The 16,210-nt window shown below is 59.1% G+C and carries 19 protein-coding genes; 9 read left to right on the forward strand and 10 right to left on the reverse strand.

Annotated elements, in window-relative coordinates; all coding sequences use genetic code 11:
* Nucleotides 1–41 precede the first annotated feature (41 nt).
* Nucleotides 42–722, forward strand: a complete 681-nt coding sequence (locus PSH57_RS00595; RefSeq protein ID WP_305444811.1) for a phosphatase domain-containing protein — start codon at nucleotides 42–44, stop codon at nucleotides 720–722.
* On the opposite strand, the gene PSH57_RS00600 is transcribed toward PSH57_RS00595, so the two are convergent.
* From PSH57_RS00600 to prlC, 3 genes are all read right to left on the reverse strand, one after another.
* Nucleotides 698–2,713, reverse strand: coding sequence for a M3 family metallopeptidase (locus tag PSH57_RS00600; protein WP_305387208.1), 2,016 nt, complete (start codon nucleotides 2,711–2,713; stop codon nucleotides 698–700). The two genes, PSH57_RS00595 and PSH57_RS00600, sit on opposite strands and share 25 nt — an antisense overlap.
* Nucleotides 2,714–2,829: 116 nt before the next feature.
* Entirely contained in the window at nucleotides 2,830–3,108 is a 279-nt protein-coding gene (locus PSH57_RS00605; RefSeq protein WP_305387209.1) for a YheV family putative zinc ribbon protein, read from the reverse strand.
* On the reverse strand, nucleotides 3,105–5,183 hold the full coding sequence (gene prlC / locus PSH57_RS00610) for an oligopeptidase A (protein WP_305387211.1): 2,079 nt from the start codon (nucleotides 5,181–5,183) through the stop codon (nucleotides 3,105–3,107). Before prlC ends, PSH57_RS00605 begins: the two co-directional genes overlap by 4 nt.
* A gap of 72 nt (nucleotides 5,184–5,255) precedes the next feature.
* Between prlC and PSH57_RS00615 the strand changes: the two genes are divergently transcribed.
* Nucleotides 5,256–5,801: a gamma carbonic anhydrase family protein gene (locus PSH57_RS00615; protein WP_305387212.1), complete on the forward strand. Its 546-nt coding sequence runs from the start codon at nucleotides 5,256–5,258 to the stop codon at nucleotides 5,799–5,801.
* A gap of 212 nt (nucleotides 5,802–6,013) precedes the next feature.
* Nucleotides 6,014–6,664 carry an HAD family hydrolase gene (locus PSH57_RS00620; protein WP_305387214.1) on the forward strand — a complete coding sequence of 217 codons (651 nt, stop codon included), beginning with the start codon at nucleotides 6,014–6,016 and terminating at the stop codon, nucleotides 6,662–6,664.
* Nucleotides 6,665–6,962: 298 nt separating this feature from the next.
* Here the strand turns inward: PSH57_RS00620 and PSH57_RS00625 are convergent, their stop codons facing one another.
* Nucleotides 6,963–7,421: an REP-associated tyrosine transposase gene (locus PSH57_RS00625; protein ID WP_305387216.1), complete on the reverse strand. Its 459-nt coding sequence runs from the start codon at nucleotides 7,419–7,421 to the stop codon at nucleotides 6,963–6,965.
* A gap of 556 nt (nucleotides 7,422–7,977) precedes the next feature.
* Entirely contained in the window at nucleotides 7,978–9,069 is a 1,092-nt protein-coding gene (locus tag PSH57_RS00630) for an aminopeptidase (protein ID WP_305387218.1), read from the reverse strand.
* 59 nt (nucleotides 9,070–9,128) lie between these two features.
* Here PSH57_RS00630 and PSH57_RS00635 point away from each other — a divergent pair, with 59 nt between their 5' ends.
* Nucleotides 9,129–9,542, forward strand: a complete 414-nt coding sequence (locus PSH57_RS00635) for a PA0061/PA0062 family lipoprotein (RefSeq protein ID WP_305387219.1) — start codon at nucleotides 9,129–9,131, stop codon at nucleotides 9,540–9,542.
* Between the two features lie 41 nt (nucleotides 9,543–9,583).
* The gene (locus PSH57_RS00640; RefSeq protein WP_305387220.1) at nucleotides 9,584–10,009 is read left to right on the forward strand and encodes a PA0061/PA0062 family lipoprotein; all 426 of its coding nucleotides are present in this window, start codon (nucleotides 9,584–9,586) and stop codon (nucleotides 10,007–10,009) included.
* A gap of 6 nt (nucleotides 10,010–10,015) precedes the next feature.
* Here PSH57_RS00640 and PSH57_RS00645 read toward each other — a convergent pair whose 3' ends face one another.
* Nucleotides 10,016–10,249 carry a DUF1161 domain-containing protein gene (locus PSH57_RS00645; RefSeq protein WP_305387221.1) on the reverse strand — a complete coding sequence of 78 codons (234 nt, stop codon included), beginning with the start codon at nucleotides 10,247–10,249 and terminating at the stop codon, nucleotides 10,016–10,018.
* A gap of 129 nt (nucleotides 10,250–10,378) precedes the next feature.
* Complete coding sequence (locus PSH57_RS00650) at nucleotides 10,379–10,810, reverse strand: OsmC family protein (RefSeq protein ID WP_305387222.1); 432 nt, start codon at nucleotides 10,808–10,810, stop codon at nucleotides 10,379–10,381.
* A 237-nt stretch (nucleotides 10,811–11,047) separates the two neighbouring features.
* On the opposite strand from PSH57_RS00650, the gene PSH57_RS00655 reads away from it, so the two are divergent.
* On the forward strand, nucleotides 11,048–12,049 hold the full coding sequence (locus PSH57_RS00655; RefSeq protein WP_305387224.1) for an LLM class flavin-dependent oxidoreductase: 1,002 nt from the start codon (nucleotides 11,048–11,050) through the stop codon (nucleotides 12,047–12,049).
* 54 nt (nucleotides 12,050–12,103) lie between these two features.
* Here the strand turns inward: PSH57_RS00655 and PSH57_RS00660 are convergent, their stop codons facing one another.
* Both PSH57_RS00660 and PSH57_RS00665 read right to left on the reverse strand, forming a co-directional pair.
* Nucleotides 12,104–12,328, reverse strand: coding sequence for a DUF1161 domain-containing protein (locus PSH57_RS00660; protein ID WP_305387225.1), 225 nt, complete (start codon nucleotides 12,326–12,328; stop codon nucleotides 12,104–12,106).
* Nucleotides 12,329–12,445: 117 nt separating this feature from the next.
* Complete coding sequence (locus PSH57_RS00665; protein ID WP_256229718.1) at nucleotides 12,446–12,661, reverse strand: dodecin; 216 nt, start codon at nucleotides 12,659–12,661, stop codon at nucleotides 12,446–12,448.
* Between the two features lie 153 nt (nucleotides 12,662–12,814).
* Here PSH57_RS00665 and PSH57_RS00670 point away from each other — a divergent pair, with 153 nt between their 5' ends.
* Entirely contained in the window at nucleotides 12,815–13,141 is a 327-nt protein-coding gene (locus PSH57_RS00670) for an ElaB/YgaM/YqjD family protein (RefSeq protein ID WP_003196426.1), read from the forward strand.
* Here PSH57_RS00670 and PSH57_RS00675 read toward each other — a convergent pair.
* Entirely contained in the window at nucleotides 13,114–14,031 is a 918-nt protein-coding gene (locus PSH57_RS00675) for a LysR family transcriptional regulator (RefSeq protein WP_305387226.1), read from the reverse strand. The two genes, PSH57_RS00670 and PSH57_RS00675, sit on opposite strands and share 28 nt — an antisense overlap.
* A 112-nt stretch (nucleotides 14,032–14,143) precedes the next feature.
* Between PSH57_RS00675 and trpB the strand changes: the two genes are divergently transcribed.
* Nucleotides 14,144–15,376: a tryptophan synthase subunit beta gene (trpB, locus tag PSH57_RS00680; protein WP_305387227.1), complete on the forward strand. Its 1,233-nt coding sequence runs from the start codon at nucleotides 14,144–14,146 to the stop codon at nucleotides 15,374–15,376.
* A complete protein-coding gene (trpA, locus tag PSH57_RS00685) occupies nucleotides 15,376–16,188 on the forward strand; it encodes a tryptophan synthase subunit alpha (RefSeq protein ID WP_305387228.1) in 813 nt (270 codons plus the stop codon). The genes trpB and trpA overlap by 1 nt, the downstream gene beginning before the upstream one ends.
* The last annotated feature ends 22 nt before the right edge of the window (nucleotides 16,189–16,210 follow it).

Genomic DNA, 16,210 nt, shown 5'->3' on the forward strand with positions numbered 1-16,210 from the left:
AAACTGGCGGTCTCGTTCTTCTTCGTTTCGGTCGTCCGCGCATGTTCAAACGCTATTACCGCTCGCTGCTTCTTCTGTCCTTGTGCCTGGTATTTGCCGAGTCCCAGGCCCTGGCGGCCGATTTGGTCGAGGCGGGGTCTTCCGAATGGGCCCGGCCGGTAGAAAAGCGCTACAACCTTTATCAAATGTCTCCCGCGCTTTACCGCAGCGCCTTGCCGGACGCTGAGGCTTTGCCTCTGCTGACGAGACTCAACATCGGCACGGTCATCACCTTTCTGCCGGAGTCGGATGCCAATTGGTTATCCACACCCGGCGTCAAGCAAGTGCAGTTGCCTTATCGCACCAACCATGTGGACGACAGCGATATCCTCGCCGCCTTGCGCGCCATTCAGGTCGCCGAAGCCGATGGCCCGGTGCTGATGCACTGCAAGCATGGCTCGGACCGCACCGGGTTGGTGGCAGCCATGTACAGAGTGGTCGTACAGGGCTGGAGCAAAGAGGAGGCCTTGAACGAAATGACGGAAGGCGGCTTTGGCAACAACCCGCACTTCAAGGACGGGATTCGTTACATGATCCGGGCTGATATTGAGAAGCTCCGCATTGCGCTGGCCAACGGCGATTGCAGCACCAGCGTTTTTGCTCTTTGCTCCCTGAACAGTTGGATCAACTCAACCACCACAGCGCATCATCTCGACCCTCAGGTGGATGTCCCCGGGCGATGATCGGTTGCGTGCTCGAAGGCGACTATGGATTCGGACAACGGTCGTGAATCCCCCGGCGCGAAGATCGTTTCGCGCAATGCCCGGCCCGTTGCCGCGTTGAACAGTCCATCGCGTTTGAATGTCTGGAAGACGGTATTGGCCGACTCCCTTGACCAGGCATAGGCGTAGATCCCGGCTGCGTAGCCCGTGACGATGTAGTCCAGGCCATTGGGCCAACGTTCGTTCGCGAACACCGGCAGGTGCCCTACTTGTCCGCTGATTTGATCGAATACTTGTTGGGCTGTGCGTCCGTCGCCGTGGCTGTGGTGCAACTCCATGTCGAATAACGCATCGCGCAAGAAAGCGGCGGTGCCCCAACTGGTTTGCGTATTGAGGTAAACCAGCAACTGATCGGCGATTTTGTCCGGTAAGGGTGCCCCGGTTTGATGATGCTTTGATATACGGATCAGGCACTGTTTGGAGAAGCACCATTTCTCGAACAATACTCCGGCAAATTCGGCCGTATCCCGGGAAAGCTCCGAGATACCTGAAACCCCGCGATAGTCTGCCCGGGTCAATACGTGGTGCAGGCAATGGCCGAATTCATGAAAGAGGATTCGTAGCTGCCGATGATCCAGCAATACGGGGTCTGCACTTGAGCTACGCGGCAACCAGCCATGCAAGACGGCGATGGGGTGGCGGGGGCGGCCCTCGGCCGTGAGGCGACGGTTGCGCAGGGTCGTGGTATTGGGGAACCCGTCCTGGTTCGCCACTTCAAACGGGTCGAAGTAGATGTAGCCAATGATTTCGTCCCGCTCACGGACTTCAAAAAGACGCACGTCCGGATGCCAGGTAGCCACATCCCGACGTTCAGCGATGATCACGCCGAACAGGTCCCTGGCGATCAGCCGCAGCTGTGAAAAAGTGGACTCCAGCGCAAACCAGGCGCTGACTGTTTGCTCTGAAATGCCTGCTGTCTGCCGACGGAGCTTTTCTGCCAGGTATTGAAGGTTCCAAGGCTCAAGCCTGTTGAAACCTTGTGTCGTGGCAAATGCCTGCAGTTGCTCGGTGTCCCGGATAAACACGCTGTGCTGCTGTGCGAGCCGCCCTTGCAAGAACGACAGGACCTGCTCGGGCGACTCGGCTTGCTCCGGCTCGATCGCCATTTGGGCGTAATTCGAATAGCCCAGTAAGGTGGCGTACTGATGACGATCTCTGAGCAACTGCGAGAGTACGTCGCCGTTGTCGAACACCCCGGCATGCGGCCCTTGATCCGATGCGCGCGTGCTGAAGGCGACATAGATTTGCTTGCGCAAAAGGTGATTGTCAGCGTAACGGGTGACGATACGAAACGATTCCTCATTGAGCGTCAGCAACCAGCCTTTGCGCCCAGCCTCACGCGCCTGGTCGGCCATGCGTTGTTTGAAAGACGGCGGTAGGCCGCTCAACTGAGCCTCGTCGTCAAACGTTTTGCTCCAGGCTTTATTGGCTTCGTGCAAGTGCTCCAGGAACAAGCTCCGGGCGCCTTGGATGCGTAGCGTCAGGTCTTTCAAGTCTGCCTGTGAGGTGTGTGCCAATCCGTTCTGGCGAAACTGTCGGAGGATCTTATCCAGCGTTCGTTTTCTCGCCGATGTGAAATGCCTGGCTATCTGGCTGTTCGCCAATTGCTGGAAGAGTTGAAACAGTTCTGGATTTTGCTTCAACGACCTCTGGTACTCGTACAACCGTTCGCTGCAGTCGCGCCAAGCCTGTGTCCAGCCGTCTCCCGTCCTGGTCAAGGTCAAACGCTCCAGTACGTAGCGGAAGCCTTTCAATCGTGCATGGATTTCGTCCATGGCCAGCACCAGGTCGTCCCAGGTGGGGAAAGCTGTCTGGGTCTTGATGATCTCGGTTACCTGATCCCGGCTTTGAGCAAGGATCCGGTCGAGGGCCGGTGAAAAATGTTCGGCTTTGATCAGCGAAAAAGGGGGCAGGTCGTAGGCCTGCACCAGCGGGTTGTCATCGTCGGGCATGGCAGCCTTCCTGTCAGTCTGGACTTGCTGAACAGTCTGGGCGGGAAGGGATAAAGCCTGGTGGTATATATGTATCGCTTCCGGGCCGGGCGGCCCGGAAGGTGATGCCGAAGGTTTCAGTCGGTTTTTTTCTTCAACTTGGGATTGGGGAAAAATTGCACCGCCTGAACCTTGGCGTCCGGCACTTTGAGCGCCGCGGTGTTGACTCGGGTGCCCAATTCCTTGGGCACCGACAGGCCTTGCTCGTTGAGCGTGTCGGAATAACCGCAGGCCACGCATTCACGGTGCGGCACGCCGTCTTCGTTCCACATCATCAACTTGTCCGGTTCGCTGCACGCTGGGCAGACTGCCCCGGCGATAAAGCGTCTTTTGGTAATCACAGGCCCCTTGCTCATGCTGCTGCGTCCTCGGTCAGACCGCTATGGCGCAAGAGTGCGTCAATCGATGGCTCACGGCCACGGAAGTCGACGAACAGCACCATCGGTTCCTGAGAACCGCCGCGGGCCAGGATCGCTTCACGGAAGGCGCGACCGGTATCGGCGTTGAGTACGCCGTCCTCTTCGAACTTGGAGAACGCATCGGCCGACAACACTTCCGCCCACTTATAGCTGTAGTAACCCGCCGCATAACCGCCGGCGAAGATGTGGGCAAAGCTGTTGGGGAAGCGGTTGTAGGCCGGCGGACGCATCACCGAGACTTCGTCGCGCACGCCTTCGAGCACTTGCAGCACGCTGCGGCCATCGCCGTGGGTGGCGTGCAGCTCGAAGTCGAACAGCGAGAACTCCAACTGGCGGACCATCATCAGGCCTGACTGGAAGTTTTTCGCCGCGAGCATTTTTTCCAGCAGGTCCTGGGGCAGCGGTTCACCGGTTTCGTAGTGGCCGGAAATCAGCGCCAGGCCTTCGGGTTCCCAGCACCAGTTTTCCATGAACTGGCTCGGCAGCTCCACGGCATCCCAGGCCACGCCGTTGATGCCGGACACCCCGGCATGTTCGACGCGGGTCAGCAGGTGGTGCAGGCCATGGCCGAACTCGTGGAACAGGGTGGTGACTTCGTCGTGGGTCAGCAGTGCCGGTTTGCCGCTGTCGGCCGGGGTGAAGTTGCACACCAGGTTGGCGACCGGGCTTTGCAGCACGCCCTCGAAGGTGCGGCGACGGTCACGAGCGCCGTCCATCCAGGCACCGCCGCGTTTGTTGGCGCGGGCGTAGAGGTCGAAGAAGAAACGGCCGACGTGCTGGCCGTTTTCCTTGATTTCGAACAGGCGCACGTCCGGGTGCCAGGTGTCGAAACCTTTCAGCTCGGCAATCTCTATGCCATAGAGGCGTTGCACGATGGCGAACAGACCGCTCAAGACCTTATCGATCGGGAAGTAGGCGCGCAGGGCTTCCTGGGCGACGCTGTAACGCTGCTGGCGCAGTTTTTCACCGTAGAAACCGCTGTCCCAGCTTTGCAGGTCCGGGCAGCCCTGTTCGGCGGCGAACGCCTTCAGCTGTTCCAGGTCCAGGGCGGCAAATGGTTTGCTGCGCTTGGCCAGGTCGCGCAGGAAGCTGAGCACCTGATCGCTGGACTCAGCCATTTTGGTCGCCAGGCTCAGTTCTGCGAAGTTGGCGAAACCCAGCAATTGGGCCAGTTCCTGGCGCAGGTCGAGGATCTGTTCCATCACCGGGGTGTTATCGTTCTGACCGGCGTTGGGGCCCTGGTCTGACGCGCGGGTGCAGTAGGCAGCGTAGATTTCTTCACGCAGGGCGCGGTCTTCGGCGTAGGTCATCACTGCGTAATAGCTGGGGAATTCCAGGTTGATCAGCCAACCGTCCAGTTCTTTGGCATGGGCGGCAGCGGCCATTTGCGCCTTGGCCGAGTCGGTCAGGCCGGCGAGGGCGGCTTCATCGGTGATGTGTTTGGTCCAGGCCTGGGTCGCGTCCAGCAATTGGTTGGAGAAGCGGCTGCCCAGTTCCGACAGTTTGCTTTGCACTTCGGCATAGCGCTTCTGCTGCTCGGGCGGCAGATCGATACCCGACAGACGGAAGTCCCGCAGGGAATGTTCCAGGATGGTTTTCTGCGCCACGTCGAAACCGGCGGCCTCGGGGCTGTTCGCCAGGGCTTCGAAGGCCTGGAACAGCTCGCGGTTCTGGCCCAGCTCGGTGGAGTAAGCACTCAGCGCCGGCAGGCAGGCCTCGTAGGCTTCCCGCAGTTCGGGGCTGTTGCGCACGGCGTTCAAATGGCTCACCGGGCTCCAGGCGGCGCCCAGGCGATCATTGAGTTCGTCCATCGCCAGCACCAGGCCGGCCCAGGTAGGCTGCTGGCCTTGGGTCTTGAGGATTTCAGCAATGGCGGCACGGTTGTCAGCCAGGATCTGCTCGATGGCCGGTTGCACGTGCTCGGCACGGATCGTCGAGAACGGCGGCAGGTCGTAGGGTTGCAAAAGGGGGTTGTTCACGCTCACGGTTGACACCTTGGCTGGAAGAAACATGGGCCCATCTTAATTACAATCGACGTTCACCGCAGCTAGCAGCGCCTATCACCGGATAAGAGAGAGCCTATCGTGACCCTTCGCACGTACCAGAATCACCGCCCACGGCTTGCCCGCGGCGTTTTTGTCGACAGCACCGCGGTGGTGATCGGCGACGTTGAAATTGGCGAAGACAGCTCCGTCTGGCCGCTGACGGTCATACGCGGCGACATGCACCGCATCCGTATCGGCGCCCGCACCAGCGTCCAGGATGGCTGCGTGCTGCACATCACCCACGCCGGCCCCTTCAATCCCGATGGCTTCCCGCTGCTGATCGGCGACGACGTGACCATCGCCCACAAGGTCATGCTCCATGGCTGCTCCGTGGGCAGCCGCGTCCTGATCGGCATGGGCAGTATCGTCATGGACGGCGCGGTGGTCGCAGATGATGTGATCATCGGCGCCGGCAGCCTCGTACCGCCGGGCAAACGCCTGGAGAGCGGCTTCTTGTATGTGGGCAACCCGGTGAAACAGGCCCGGCCACTGACCGACAAGGAACGGGCCTTTTTCACCTACAGTGCGGCGAACTACGTGAAGCTTAAGGACCTGCATCTGGCCGAAGGCTACGACCAGCTCTGAATCGCCCACCTAAGATGTCGAATGAACCATTGTGGCGAGGGGATTTATCCCCGCTGGGCTGCGTAGCAGCCCCAAACCCTGCCACCGCAGTGTGCCAAGTTTGTTACATTCAGTTTTTTGGGGGCTGCTGCGCAGCCCAGCGGGGATAAATCCCCTCGCCACAGTTTCATTCAAACCTGTTGAGTGAACTTCATGATCACCCAGGAACTGCCATGCACTACCAGACCGTACTCTTCGACCTCGACGGCACCCTCACCGACCCCCGCGAGGGCATTACCCGTTCGATCCAGTTCGCCTTGAGCCAATTAGGCATCGACGAACCCGACCTCACTCGCCTCGAACACTTCATCGGCCCGCCGCTGTTGCAGGCCTTCATGCAGTTTTATGATTTCGATGAAGCGAAAGCCTGGGACGCGGTGAATTTTTATCGCGAGCGCTTCAAAGTCACCGGGTTGTATGAAAACCGCGTCTTCGACGGCGTGATACCTCTGTTGGAAACCTTGGGTGGCCAAGGTCGGCAACTGTACATCGCCACCTCCAAACCTTGGGTCTTCGCCCGGGAAATCGCCCGCCACTTCGACTTCGCCCGGCACTTCAAAGTGATCTATGGCAGTGAGCTGGACGGTACGCGCACCGACAAAGTCGAGTTGATTGCTCACCTGATGGCTGAAGAGGGGCTCGACCCGGCGAATACCTTGATGATTGGCGACCGCAAACACGATTTGATTGGGGCTCGTCGCAATGGGCTGGATGCGGCGGCGGTGGGGTATGGGTTTGGCAGTTATGAGGAGCTGAATGCCGAGGGCCCGGCGTATCACTTTCAGACGCTGGATGAGTTGCATCGGGCGTTTTTGCGGGGTTAGCCATATTGCTATCGCGGGCAAGCCTTGCTCCCACAGATGACAACCTCAGTACTTCATTCCGAGCACTGCCCTGTGGGAGTAAAACTCAGAGTACTGCTCTGTGGGAGTAAAACTCAGAGTACTGCTCTGTGGGAGTAAAACTCAGAGTACTGCTCTGTGGGAGTAAAACTCAGAGTACTGCCCTGAGGGAGCAAAACTCAGGGTACTGCTCTGTGGGAGCAAAAGTGTGTGTGAGTACTGCTCTGTGGGAGCAAAGCTTGCTCGCGATGAGGCCCTCATGGACACAGCCTGAACCGACTCATACCCATACGGCATCCCACAATGAATAGTCCCCAATTTTCTCAACTAGACCTGCCCGCAGCGGATTCGCCACGATATACCGTGCAACTGCTTGCAAATCTTCCTCCTTGCGAATGGCTCGGTCATGGAATCCCTCCTGCCAAAGCGATCCTTGCCGCTGCATCAATCGATTGAAGGTGACCGTGGTCCGAGACTTCGTTCGCGCCATCAGTTTTGAAAGTCCGATTCCCTGCAACTCGATCAGCCAATGAAAATGGTCCGGCATCACCACCCAGGCCAACGAATGGGCAAATTGCTCTTGCTGGGCCTTGCGAAAGGCATCAACCACCAAGCGTCCCGTCTCGAAGCGGCCAAAAGCCGGCTCGCGATCCCGCGTAATCGCCGTCAGCAAATAAATTTGCCCAGACTGCGAATAACGCCCGAAACGCAACTGATTGGAGTGGGGCAGTGTTGTCATCAGTGATCCTCCTTGATCTGTCCTTTGTCTCAAGGCTAGGACAGCGGCAACGGATCTGACTTGGAATGTTGGAGCAGGATATGTCTGGGCGAACGTCATCGCGGGCAAGCCTTGCTCCCACAGATGACACCCTTAGCACTTCATTCCGAGCACTGCCCTGTGGGAGCAAAACTCAGAGCACTGCCCTGTGGGAGCAAAACTCAGGGTACTGCTCTGTGGGAGTAAAACTCAGAGTACTGCCCTGTGGGAGTAAAACTCAGAGTACTGCCCTGTGGGAGTAAAACTCAGAGTACTGCCCTGTGGGAGTAAAACTCAGAGTACTGCCCTGTGGGAGCAAAACTCAGAGCACTGCCCTGTGGGAGCAAAACTCAGAGCACTGCTCTGTGGGAGTAAAACTCAGGGTACTGCTCTGTGGGAGCAAAACTCAGAGCACTGCCCTGTGGGAGCAAAACTCAGGGCACGGCCCTGTAGGAGTAAAACTCAGGGTACTGCTCTGTGGGAGCAAAACTCCGAGTACCGACCTGTGGGAGCAAAGCTTGCTCGCGATGAGGCCCGTTCAATCACCGGAAGTCTTCAATCCTGCCAGCGCCTTCAGTGCCGCTTTGCGCTCATCAATCGGCAAACTGCCGAGCTTTTCCACTGCGGCATAAAACGCAAGCCAATCGCCGTCCTTCTGCTGGAACAACGCCACAAACGCCGGCACCCACTGGTCATATAGCCCGAACGGCAATAGCCGCGCATTGTTCAGTGGCGCGTAGATCCAGGCGTCGTAGCGTTTGTCGCCTGCCCACCGGGTGTCGCGCAGTTGCTGATAATCAGCGCGCAGGCGCTCGAACTCCTGAGCCTTGCGCTGGCGCATCTGTTCGGCCGGCAAGGGTTGGGTGTAGAGCTGTTCCAATCGCTGGCGCGTGTCGAGGATCAACTGGATGAATTCATCGCGCTGGCGCATTCGTTTGCCATTGTCCGGCGCCAGCCCGCGGCTGGCGCGCCATTGCCGGGTGCCTTGCTGTTCGACGAAGGTGGCGAAGGACTCGTTGAATTCGGTGTCGTCCTTTACATAGAAGCGCTGGTGCGCCAGCTCGTGAAAGATCAGCGTCGCCAGGCGTTCGTCGCCCCAATGCATCATCGAACTCAGGATCGGGTCGTTGAACCAGCCCAGCGTCGAGTAAGCCTCTACGCCGCCAATCGCCACATCCATGCCCTGCAAGCGTTGCAGCGCCGCCTCGCCACGGGCGGCGCCCTGGTTGTAGTAGCCGCGATAAGCCACGCAACCGGCGATGGGAAAGCAGTGGTTTTGCGGTGCCAGGGAAAATTCTGGCGTGGCGAAGACGTTCCAGACTACGAACGGCCGGCCAATGTCCGCATACAGACGGTAGCTGTTGTTGTCCGGCAGGTGCAGGTGCGCACTGGCAAACGTTCGTGCCGCGCGCGCCTGGGCCAGATGAGCCCGCAATGTGGGATCGCGGGCGGGGTCGGCAATCACCTGGTCGATCGGCTCGCGGGCCTGTAGCAGTCGCAGTTGTCCGCTGGCGAGTTGGCCGTAATAGCCAACGCTTGCACAACCGTTGAGTAACAAAAGCAGGAGGCCTGGAAACAAAATCCGGAAAACACGGTCGAGTAACCGATGGCTTGGATGCGGCCTGATCAATTGGTATCACCCCGGGAAAGTCTGCCCACAAGACTATCCCGCCTGCCTGGAGCTTCGCTATGCGCGTGTTGATGCTGACGAGTGGCTTGTTGCTGCTAACCGGTTGCGCCGGTTTGCCTGATCCCGATCCGTCGCAAGCATGGATCGACCTGGGAAGCCATCAGGACACGGCGTTGCAGGCGCTGGAAGTCGATGACAAGACTTCCATCGACCGACGTTATTTCCAAGTGCAGCCCGGCAGCCATGAGCTGACCGTGCGTTATCAATTTGCTGTCGAGCCCGGCAACATCGGCCCGAATGCCGAGCCGCTGTGGCGCGATTGCCGGTTGAACGTGACATTCAAGGATTTCAATGCCGGCCAGCGTTACCAGTTGCAGGCCGGCAACATCGGTTTCCGGCCATGGGCCAAGCTCTATGATCAACAGCGAAAAGTCGTGGGCCAAGGCACGCCAGCAGGCTGTCAGCAAAGCTGATCGGCGCTATGCTCAGGATCTGACCTCAGGAAATCTCCACCATGCGCCTACCTATATTGCTATTGGCTTTTGTCTCCATGAGCGGCTGTGCAACCAGCCCGCCGCCCAAGGTTGATCCGAACATGGCCTGGATCGATTTCGCCACGCCCATGCCGGGCGGCAAGATGCTGATGGCTGAAAGCCTGGATGGCCAACGACTGCAGGATGGACGGTTCTTTCAGGTGTCTCCGGGCAGCCATGAACTGAAAGTGCGTTTCGACTTTGAGGTGCCTGGCGGTGGTGGGATGGGTATGCAAGCCGAGCCGCAGGAGCGGTTGTGCTACATGCTCGTGCGTTACGACCATTTCGAGGCGGGTCAACGTTATCGCCTGGAGGGTCGCAATCTGGCGTTTACCCCCAGCGCTCGACTCTATAACGCCAAGCGTGAAATCGTGGCCGAAGAACGGCAGGTCAATTGCGTTCCGTAGGACTGTTTAGCTGTCGTTCTTCTGGTAGATGATTTTTTTGGTGCCGTTTTCGCAACTGCCCACGACCATATTTTCGTCATGCACTTCATCATTGGTCACGATTTCCAATGTGTAGGACGGAACGTTATTGGCCTGGATCTTCGTTTCGATTTCCGCTTTCAACTCTTCGCAGGGTTTGGGCGCCGCGAGGGCCGATGTGGCCAACGCGCAACTGATGACCGCCAGGGCAAGTCTTTTCATGCTCGAATTCCTCATGGCAGCGCGCACTGCCTGTGCGCTGAAACTGCAGGTGTGCATTCGACCACAATTGCTGCAGGGTAAACAGATCACAACCTTCAGCCGCAGCTGAAGGCTGTGATGGGTATCGCATCAGCTCACCAGCGTCGCATCCAGGGTAATCTTGGCGTTCAGCACTTTGGAAACCGGGCAACCTTCCTTGGCCTTGTTGCTCAGCTCTTCGAATTGCGCTTGGCTGGCGCCAGGGATTTTCGCTTTAAGCGTCAGCTTCACTGCGGTGATGGCAAAGCCGCCCTCGACCTGATCCAGGGTTACGTCCGCGTTGGTATCGATACTCTCGGCTTTAAGCCCTGCATCGCCAAGGATCATCGAAAACGCCATGGAAAAGCAGCCCGCATGGGCCGCGCCGATCAGTTCTTCCGGGTTGGTGCCCTTGCCGCCTTCGAAGCGCGCCTTGAAGCCATAGGGTGCTTCGCGCAACACGCCGGTTTCCGTGGAGATGGAGCCGATACCGGTTTTCAGGTCACCTTCCCAATGAGCTGATGCTTTCTTGATGATAGCCATGTCTGCCTCCTCAATATCCGGCGCGAGGTTCGCGCCTGGGTGTTTTTCGTTGTCAGGGTTGTGAGGATAGACCGCCGGATAAAGTTCATCCTGTCGATTAGCCGACCGATTTAGTAGGAAATTTCGTGGTAGCTATTGAAACTCGGGTATATGCCCACATTGCATGAAACACACCTATAGAAACGGCAGGCTTTTGCCCGTAGGAAAAGCCCCTCATGCCGTTGGAGATGCCGGCCCATGAAACAGCTGTCCGAAGTGAAATTCTCGACCCTCGACCTCGTGCCTGTGCGTGCTGATGGCAACGCTGCCCAGTCCTTGCGCAACTCGCTGGACCTGGCGCAGCACGTGGAAAAATACGGCTATACCCGCTTCTGGGTAGCCGAGCACCACAACATGGATGGCATCGCCAGCTCCGCGACGGCGGTACTGCTGGGCTATCTGGCGGGGGGCACTTCGACCATTCGCGTTGGCTCCGGCGGCGTGATGCTGCCCAATCACGCACCGTTGATCATCGCCGAACAGTTCGGCACCCTCGAAAGCCTCTATCCAGGCCGTATTGATCTTGGGTTGGGGCGCGCGCCCGGTTCCGATCAGATGACTGCCCGAGCGTTGCGTCGCGAGCGCTCCGGTAGCGCGGACGATTTCCCTGAAGACGTGGCCGAACTGATGCGTTACCTCGGCCCACGCACCCCTGATCAACGCATTATCGCCATGCCCGGCACCGGGACCAACGTGCCGGTCTGGCTGCTGGGCTCAAGCCTGTTCAGTGCGCAACTGGCCGGCGAGCGCGGCTTGCCCTACGCCTTCGCTTCCCATTTCGCACCGCGCTACATGCATGAAGCGATCCGTATTTATCGCAATCACTTCAAGCCGTCGGCGGTGCTCGACAAGCCTTACGTGATGCTCGGCGTGCCTTTGGTGGCAGCCGACACGGACGAGCAGGCCGATTACCTGGCGACCTCGGTGTATCAGCGAATCCTGGCCCTGATGCGCGGCCAGAGCCTGGTGCAGCGCCCACCGGTGGAAACCATGAACGGTCTCTGGTTGCCCCATGAGAAAGAAGCGGTTGGCGATTTCCTGGGCCTGGCCATGGTCGGTGGTCCACAGAAAATCAGGGCCAAGCTCGAAGTGCTGATTGAGCAGACCCAAGCCGATGAATTGATCTTCACCAGCGATTTGTATGAACACGCTGATCGTCTGCACTCGTATGAGTTGCTGGCCCAAGCCATGAAAGACTGAGTCAGGCGCATAAAAAAGCCGACGCTTGCGTCGGCTTTGACGTTCCAGAAAGTATCAGCCCTTCCTGTAGACGATTTGCTTCGTGCCACCTTCGCAGGAACCGACGATTTCACCGTCAGTGGCCGTACCTTTGTCGACAATTTCCAGCGTATAACCCGATGCGCCTTTGGCATCAATTTTCGCTGCGATCTCGCTTTTCAGCTCCTCGCATGGCATGCCGGCGGCAAACGCAGAGCCGGCAAGGCTCAGCAAACCCAGGGCAACCATTAACTTCTTCATCGCTCGCACTCCTTGGTCGGATCAAATAGGGCAGGGATCGAACAGACATGACGCGCTTGCCAGATAGCGCATCGCCATTCCCTATGGCACTCCGCCAGCGTGCAAGTTCACAGCCTCTCAGCTATTAGCAATCCGGAAGCCGACTTTAATGGTCACCTGAAAGTGCGCGGCCCGACCGTTTTCGATGTGCCCACGGGTTTCCGTGACTTCGAACCACTCCAGGTGCTTGATGCTTTTGCTGGCTTCGGCCAGAGCATTGTTGATGGCGTCTTCGATGCTGGTGGGAGAGGAGCCGACCAGCTCGACCTTTTTATACGTGTGATGATCACTCATGACGTTCTCCTTGGTTGTCTTTAACAGCCTAGCAGCGAATTTTCGCCTTACGTGTGTCGCCGTTAACCCGGTGAAAGTTCAGATTTACTGCACTTTCAGAAACGGCTGGAGTCCCAATTCACACGCACTCAACCACTGCAGGAGATAGCCACCATGGCCAGTAATTCTTTACGTAAAGCCTCGTTGCAAAGCATGGAAGCGGAGATCGAGAGTCTGCTCAAGTCCTTGGAAAGCCTGAAGGACGACGCTTCGGACGAGTCGCGTAAGACCCTCAAGTCGCTCAAGGCAAACGCCGAAAACGCGCTGAAGCATTCCCGGCATCTGCTGAGCGACGCGTATGAAGAGGTCAAGGTGAAAACCCGTGAAACCGGAATCGCCACCCGTGATTACGCTCAGGAGCATCCTTGGACCACCGCTGGCGTCGCGGTCGGGGCGCTGGGTTTGTTGGCGGCTTATTTGCTGTGCAAGCGCGGCGACTGAGTCGGTGGGTTCAGCTCATGTCTGAGCCATTGCGCCAATTGCCGAGCGCGCCCGTCCGCGGCGCGCTTGGGTAGCCACAGCGCCAGTCGCGCCGGGGTTTCGTCAAAGCCCCACGGCGCGACCAGGCGACCGGCGCGCACATCCTCGGCGACCAACGGCTCGGGGGCGATGGCCACGCCTAGCCCCGCCACGGCGGCCTCCAGCAAGTAATACAAATGCTCGAAACCCTGCCCGAACTTCAACGCCTTGGGGTCAAGGGCGTTTTGCTGTGCCCAGGTGGGCCACGCCTGGGGACGAGAGGTGGTATGCAGCAGCGCCTCGCCCAGAATTGCACTCGGCGGGGCGTTTTGCAGCCGGGCGAAACCGGCGTAATGAGGGCTCATGACCGGGCCGATCCGCTCACTGACCAGTTCATAGACCTGCATGTCTGCCGGCCACGGCGGTTCTGCGAATACCAGCAACGCGTCAAGCCCTGGTCGCCTGGGGTCAAGGTCGCCTTCGCCAGCGGAAAGATGCAAGCGCAAATCCGGCAGATCGGCATTGAGCCGGCCCAGGCGAGGAATGAACCAGCGCGCCAGCAGACTTCCCGAGCAGCCCAGTACGAACGGTGCATCCGCTGTGCTTTGCGTCAGCTGCGCACAGACGGTGCGTAACCGCTCGAACGCCTCGGCGCTGGCGTCGCGCAGACGCATACCTGCATCTGTGAGTTTAAGGCCGCGTCCATCCTTGATGAACAGGCTGACGCCCAAGTGTTCTTCCAGCACCTTCAACTGTCGGCTAACCGCACCATGGGTGACATGTAGCTGTTCGGCCGCCTGGCTCACGCTGTTCAGGCGGGCAGTGGCTTCGAAGGCGCGCAAGGCGTTGAGGGGGGGAAGGTCATGGCTCATTTTATCTGTGAGTTTTCCTGACGGGTTGCGGCGATCTTATCGGTTTTCAGCGCGGGATGTCAGGGGTAGAGTGAACCTCATTGTCTTTCTACGCATTCGCCTGGAGCGCCCGATGACCCAGTCTACAACCCCTTTCAACCTGCGCAGTGGCCCGGACGCCAACGGTCTGTTCGGTGCGTTCGGCGGCCGCTATGTGGCCGAAACCCTGATGCCGCTGATCCTTGATCTGGCCCGCGAATACGAAGCGGCGAAGGAAGATCCTGCGTTCATTGAGGAACTGGCCTACTTCCAGCGTGACTACGTCGGACGTCCAAGCCCGCTGTATTTCGCCGAACGTCTGACCGAATATTGCGGCGGCGCCAAGATCTACCTCAAGCGCGAAGAGCTGAACCACACTGGCGCGCACAAGATCAACAACTGCATCGGTCAGATCCTGCTGGCGCGGCGCATGGGCAAGAAACGCATCATTGCCGAGACCGGCGCCGGCATGCACGGCGTAGCCACTGCCACCGTGGCGGCACGTTTCGGTCTGGATTGCGTGATCTACATGGGCACCACCGACATTGAGCGCCAACAGGCCAACGTGTTCCGCATGAAGCTGCTCGGCGCCGAAGTCATCCCGGTGGTCGCCGGCACCGGCACCCTCAAGGATGCGATGAACGAGGCGCTGCGCGACTGGGTGACCAACGTTGACAGTACGTTCTACCTGATCGGCACCGTGGCCGGCCCGCACCCGTACCCGGCCATGGTTCGCGACTTCCAGGCCGTGATTGGCAAGGAAACCCGCGATCAGTTGCAAGCCCAGGAAGGTCGTCTGCCCGATAGCCTGGTAGCGTGCATCGGCGGGGGTTCCAACGCCATGGGCCTGTTCCACCCGTTCCTGGACGACAAGAGCGTCGAAATCATCGGCGTTGAAGCCGCCGGCTACGGTATCGAGACCGGCAAGCATGCGGCGAGCCTGAACGGCGGCGTCCCGGGTGTATTGCACGGCAACCGCACCTTCCTGTTGCAGGACGACGACGGCCAGATCATCGATGCCCATTCGATCTCCGCGGGCCTCGATTACCCCGGTATTGGCCCTGAACACGCCTGGTTGCACGACATTGGCCGTGTCCAGTACACCTCGGTCACCGACGCCGAAGCCTTGGAAGCCTTTCACAAATGCTGTCGCCTGGAGGGGATCATTCCGGCCCTGGAAAGTGCCCACGCCCTGGCTGAAGTGTTCAAGCGCGCTCCGAACCTGCCCAAGGATCACTTGATGGTGGTCAATCTGTCCGGCCGTGGCGACAAAGACATGCAAACCGTAATGCACCACATGGAACAGTCCCAGCAGGAGAAACACTGATGAGCCGCCTGCAAACCCGTTTTGCCGAACTCAAGGAACAGAACCGCGCCGCTCTGGTGACTTTCGTTACCGCTGGCGACCCGAACTACGACACCTCGCTGGCGATCCTCAAGGGCCTGCCGGCGGCTGGTGCTGACGTGATTGAGCTGGGCATGCCGTTCACCGATCCGATGGCCGACGGCCCGGCGATCCAGTTGGCGAACATCCGCGCCTTGGGCGCACAGCAGAATCTGGCGAAAACCCTGCAGATGGTTCGCGAGTTCCGTGAAGTTAATAACGATACGCCGCTGGTGTTGATGGGCTACTTCAATCCGATCCATCGCTATGGCGTGCAGCGTTTCATTGGCGAAGCGCTGGACTCGGGTGTGGATGGGCTGATCGTGGTGGACATGCCACCTGAGCACAACAGTGAGCTGTGCGAGCCGGCCCAGGCCGCTGGTCTGGACTTCATTCGCCTGACCACGCCGACCACCGATGACGTGCGTTTGCCGACGGTGCTCAACGGCAGTTCCGGTTTTGTGTATTACGTCTCGGTGGCCGGCGTGACCGGCGCCGGCGCCGCGACGCTGGAACATGTGGAAGAAGCCGTGGCGCGCCTGCGTCGTCATACCGATCTGCCGATCAGCATTGGTTTCGGCATTCGTACCCCGGAGCAAGCCGCGGCCATCGCACGGTTGGCCGATGGGGTGGTGGTCGGTTCGGCGCTGATCGACCATATCGCCAGTGCTGATACACCGGAGCAGGCGATCGATGGGGTGTTGAGCCTTTGCGCCGCTTTGGCTGATGGGGTGCGTAAGGCGCGGGTTAGCTGAGTGCCTGATTTAGCCTGCCAGT

It is taken from the genome of Pseudomonas hefeiensis, from assembly GCF_030687835.1.
In the GTDB taxonomy this organism is placed as follows: domain Bacteria; phylum Pseudomonadota; class Gammaproteobacteria; order Pseudomonadales; family Pseudomonadaceae; genus Aquipseudomonas; species Aquipseudomonas hefeiensis.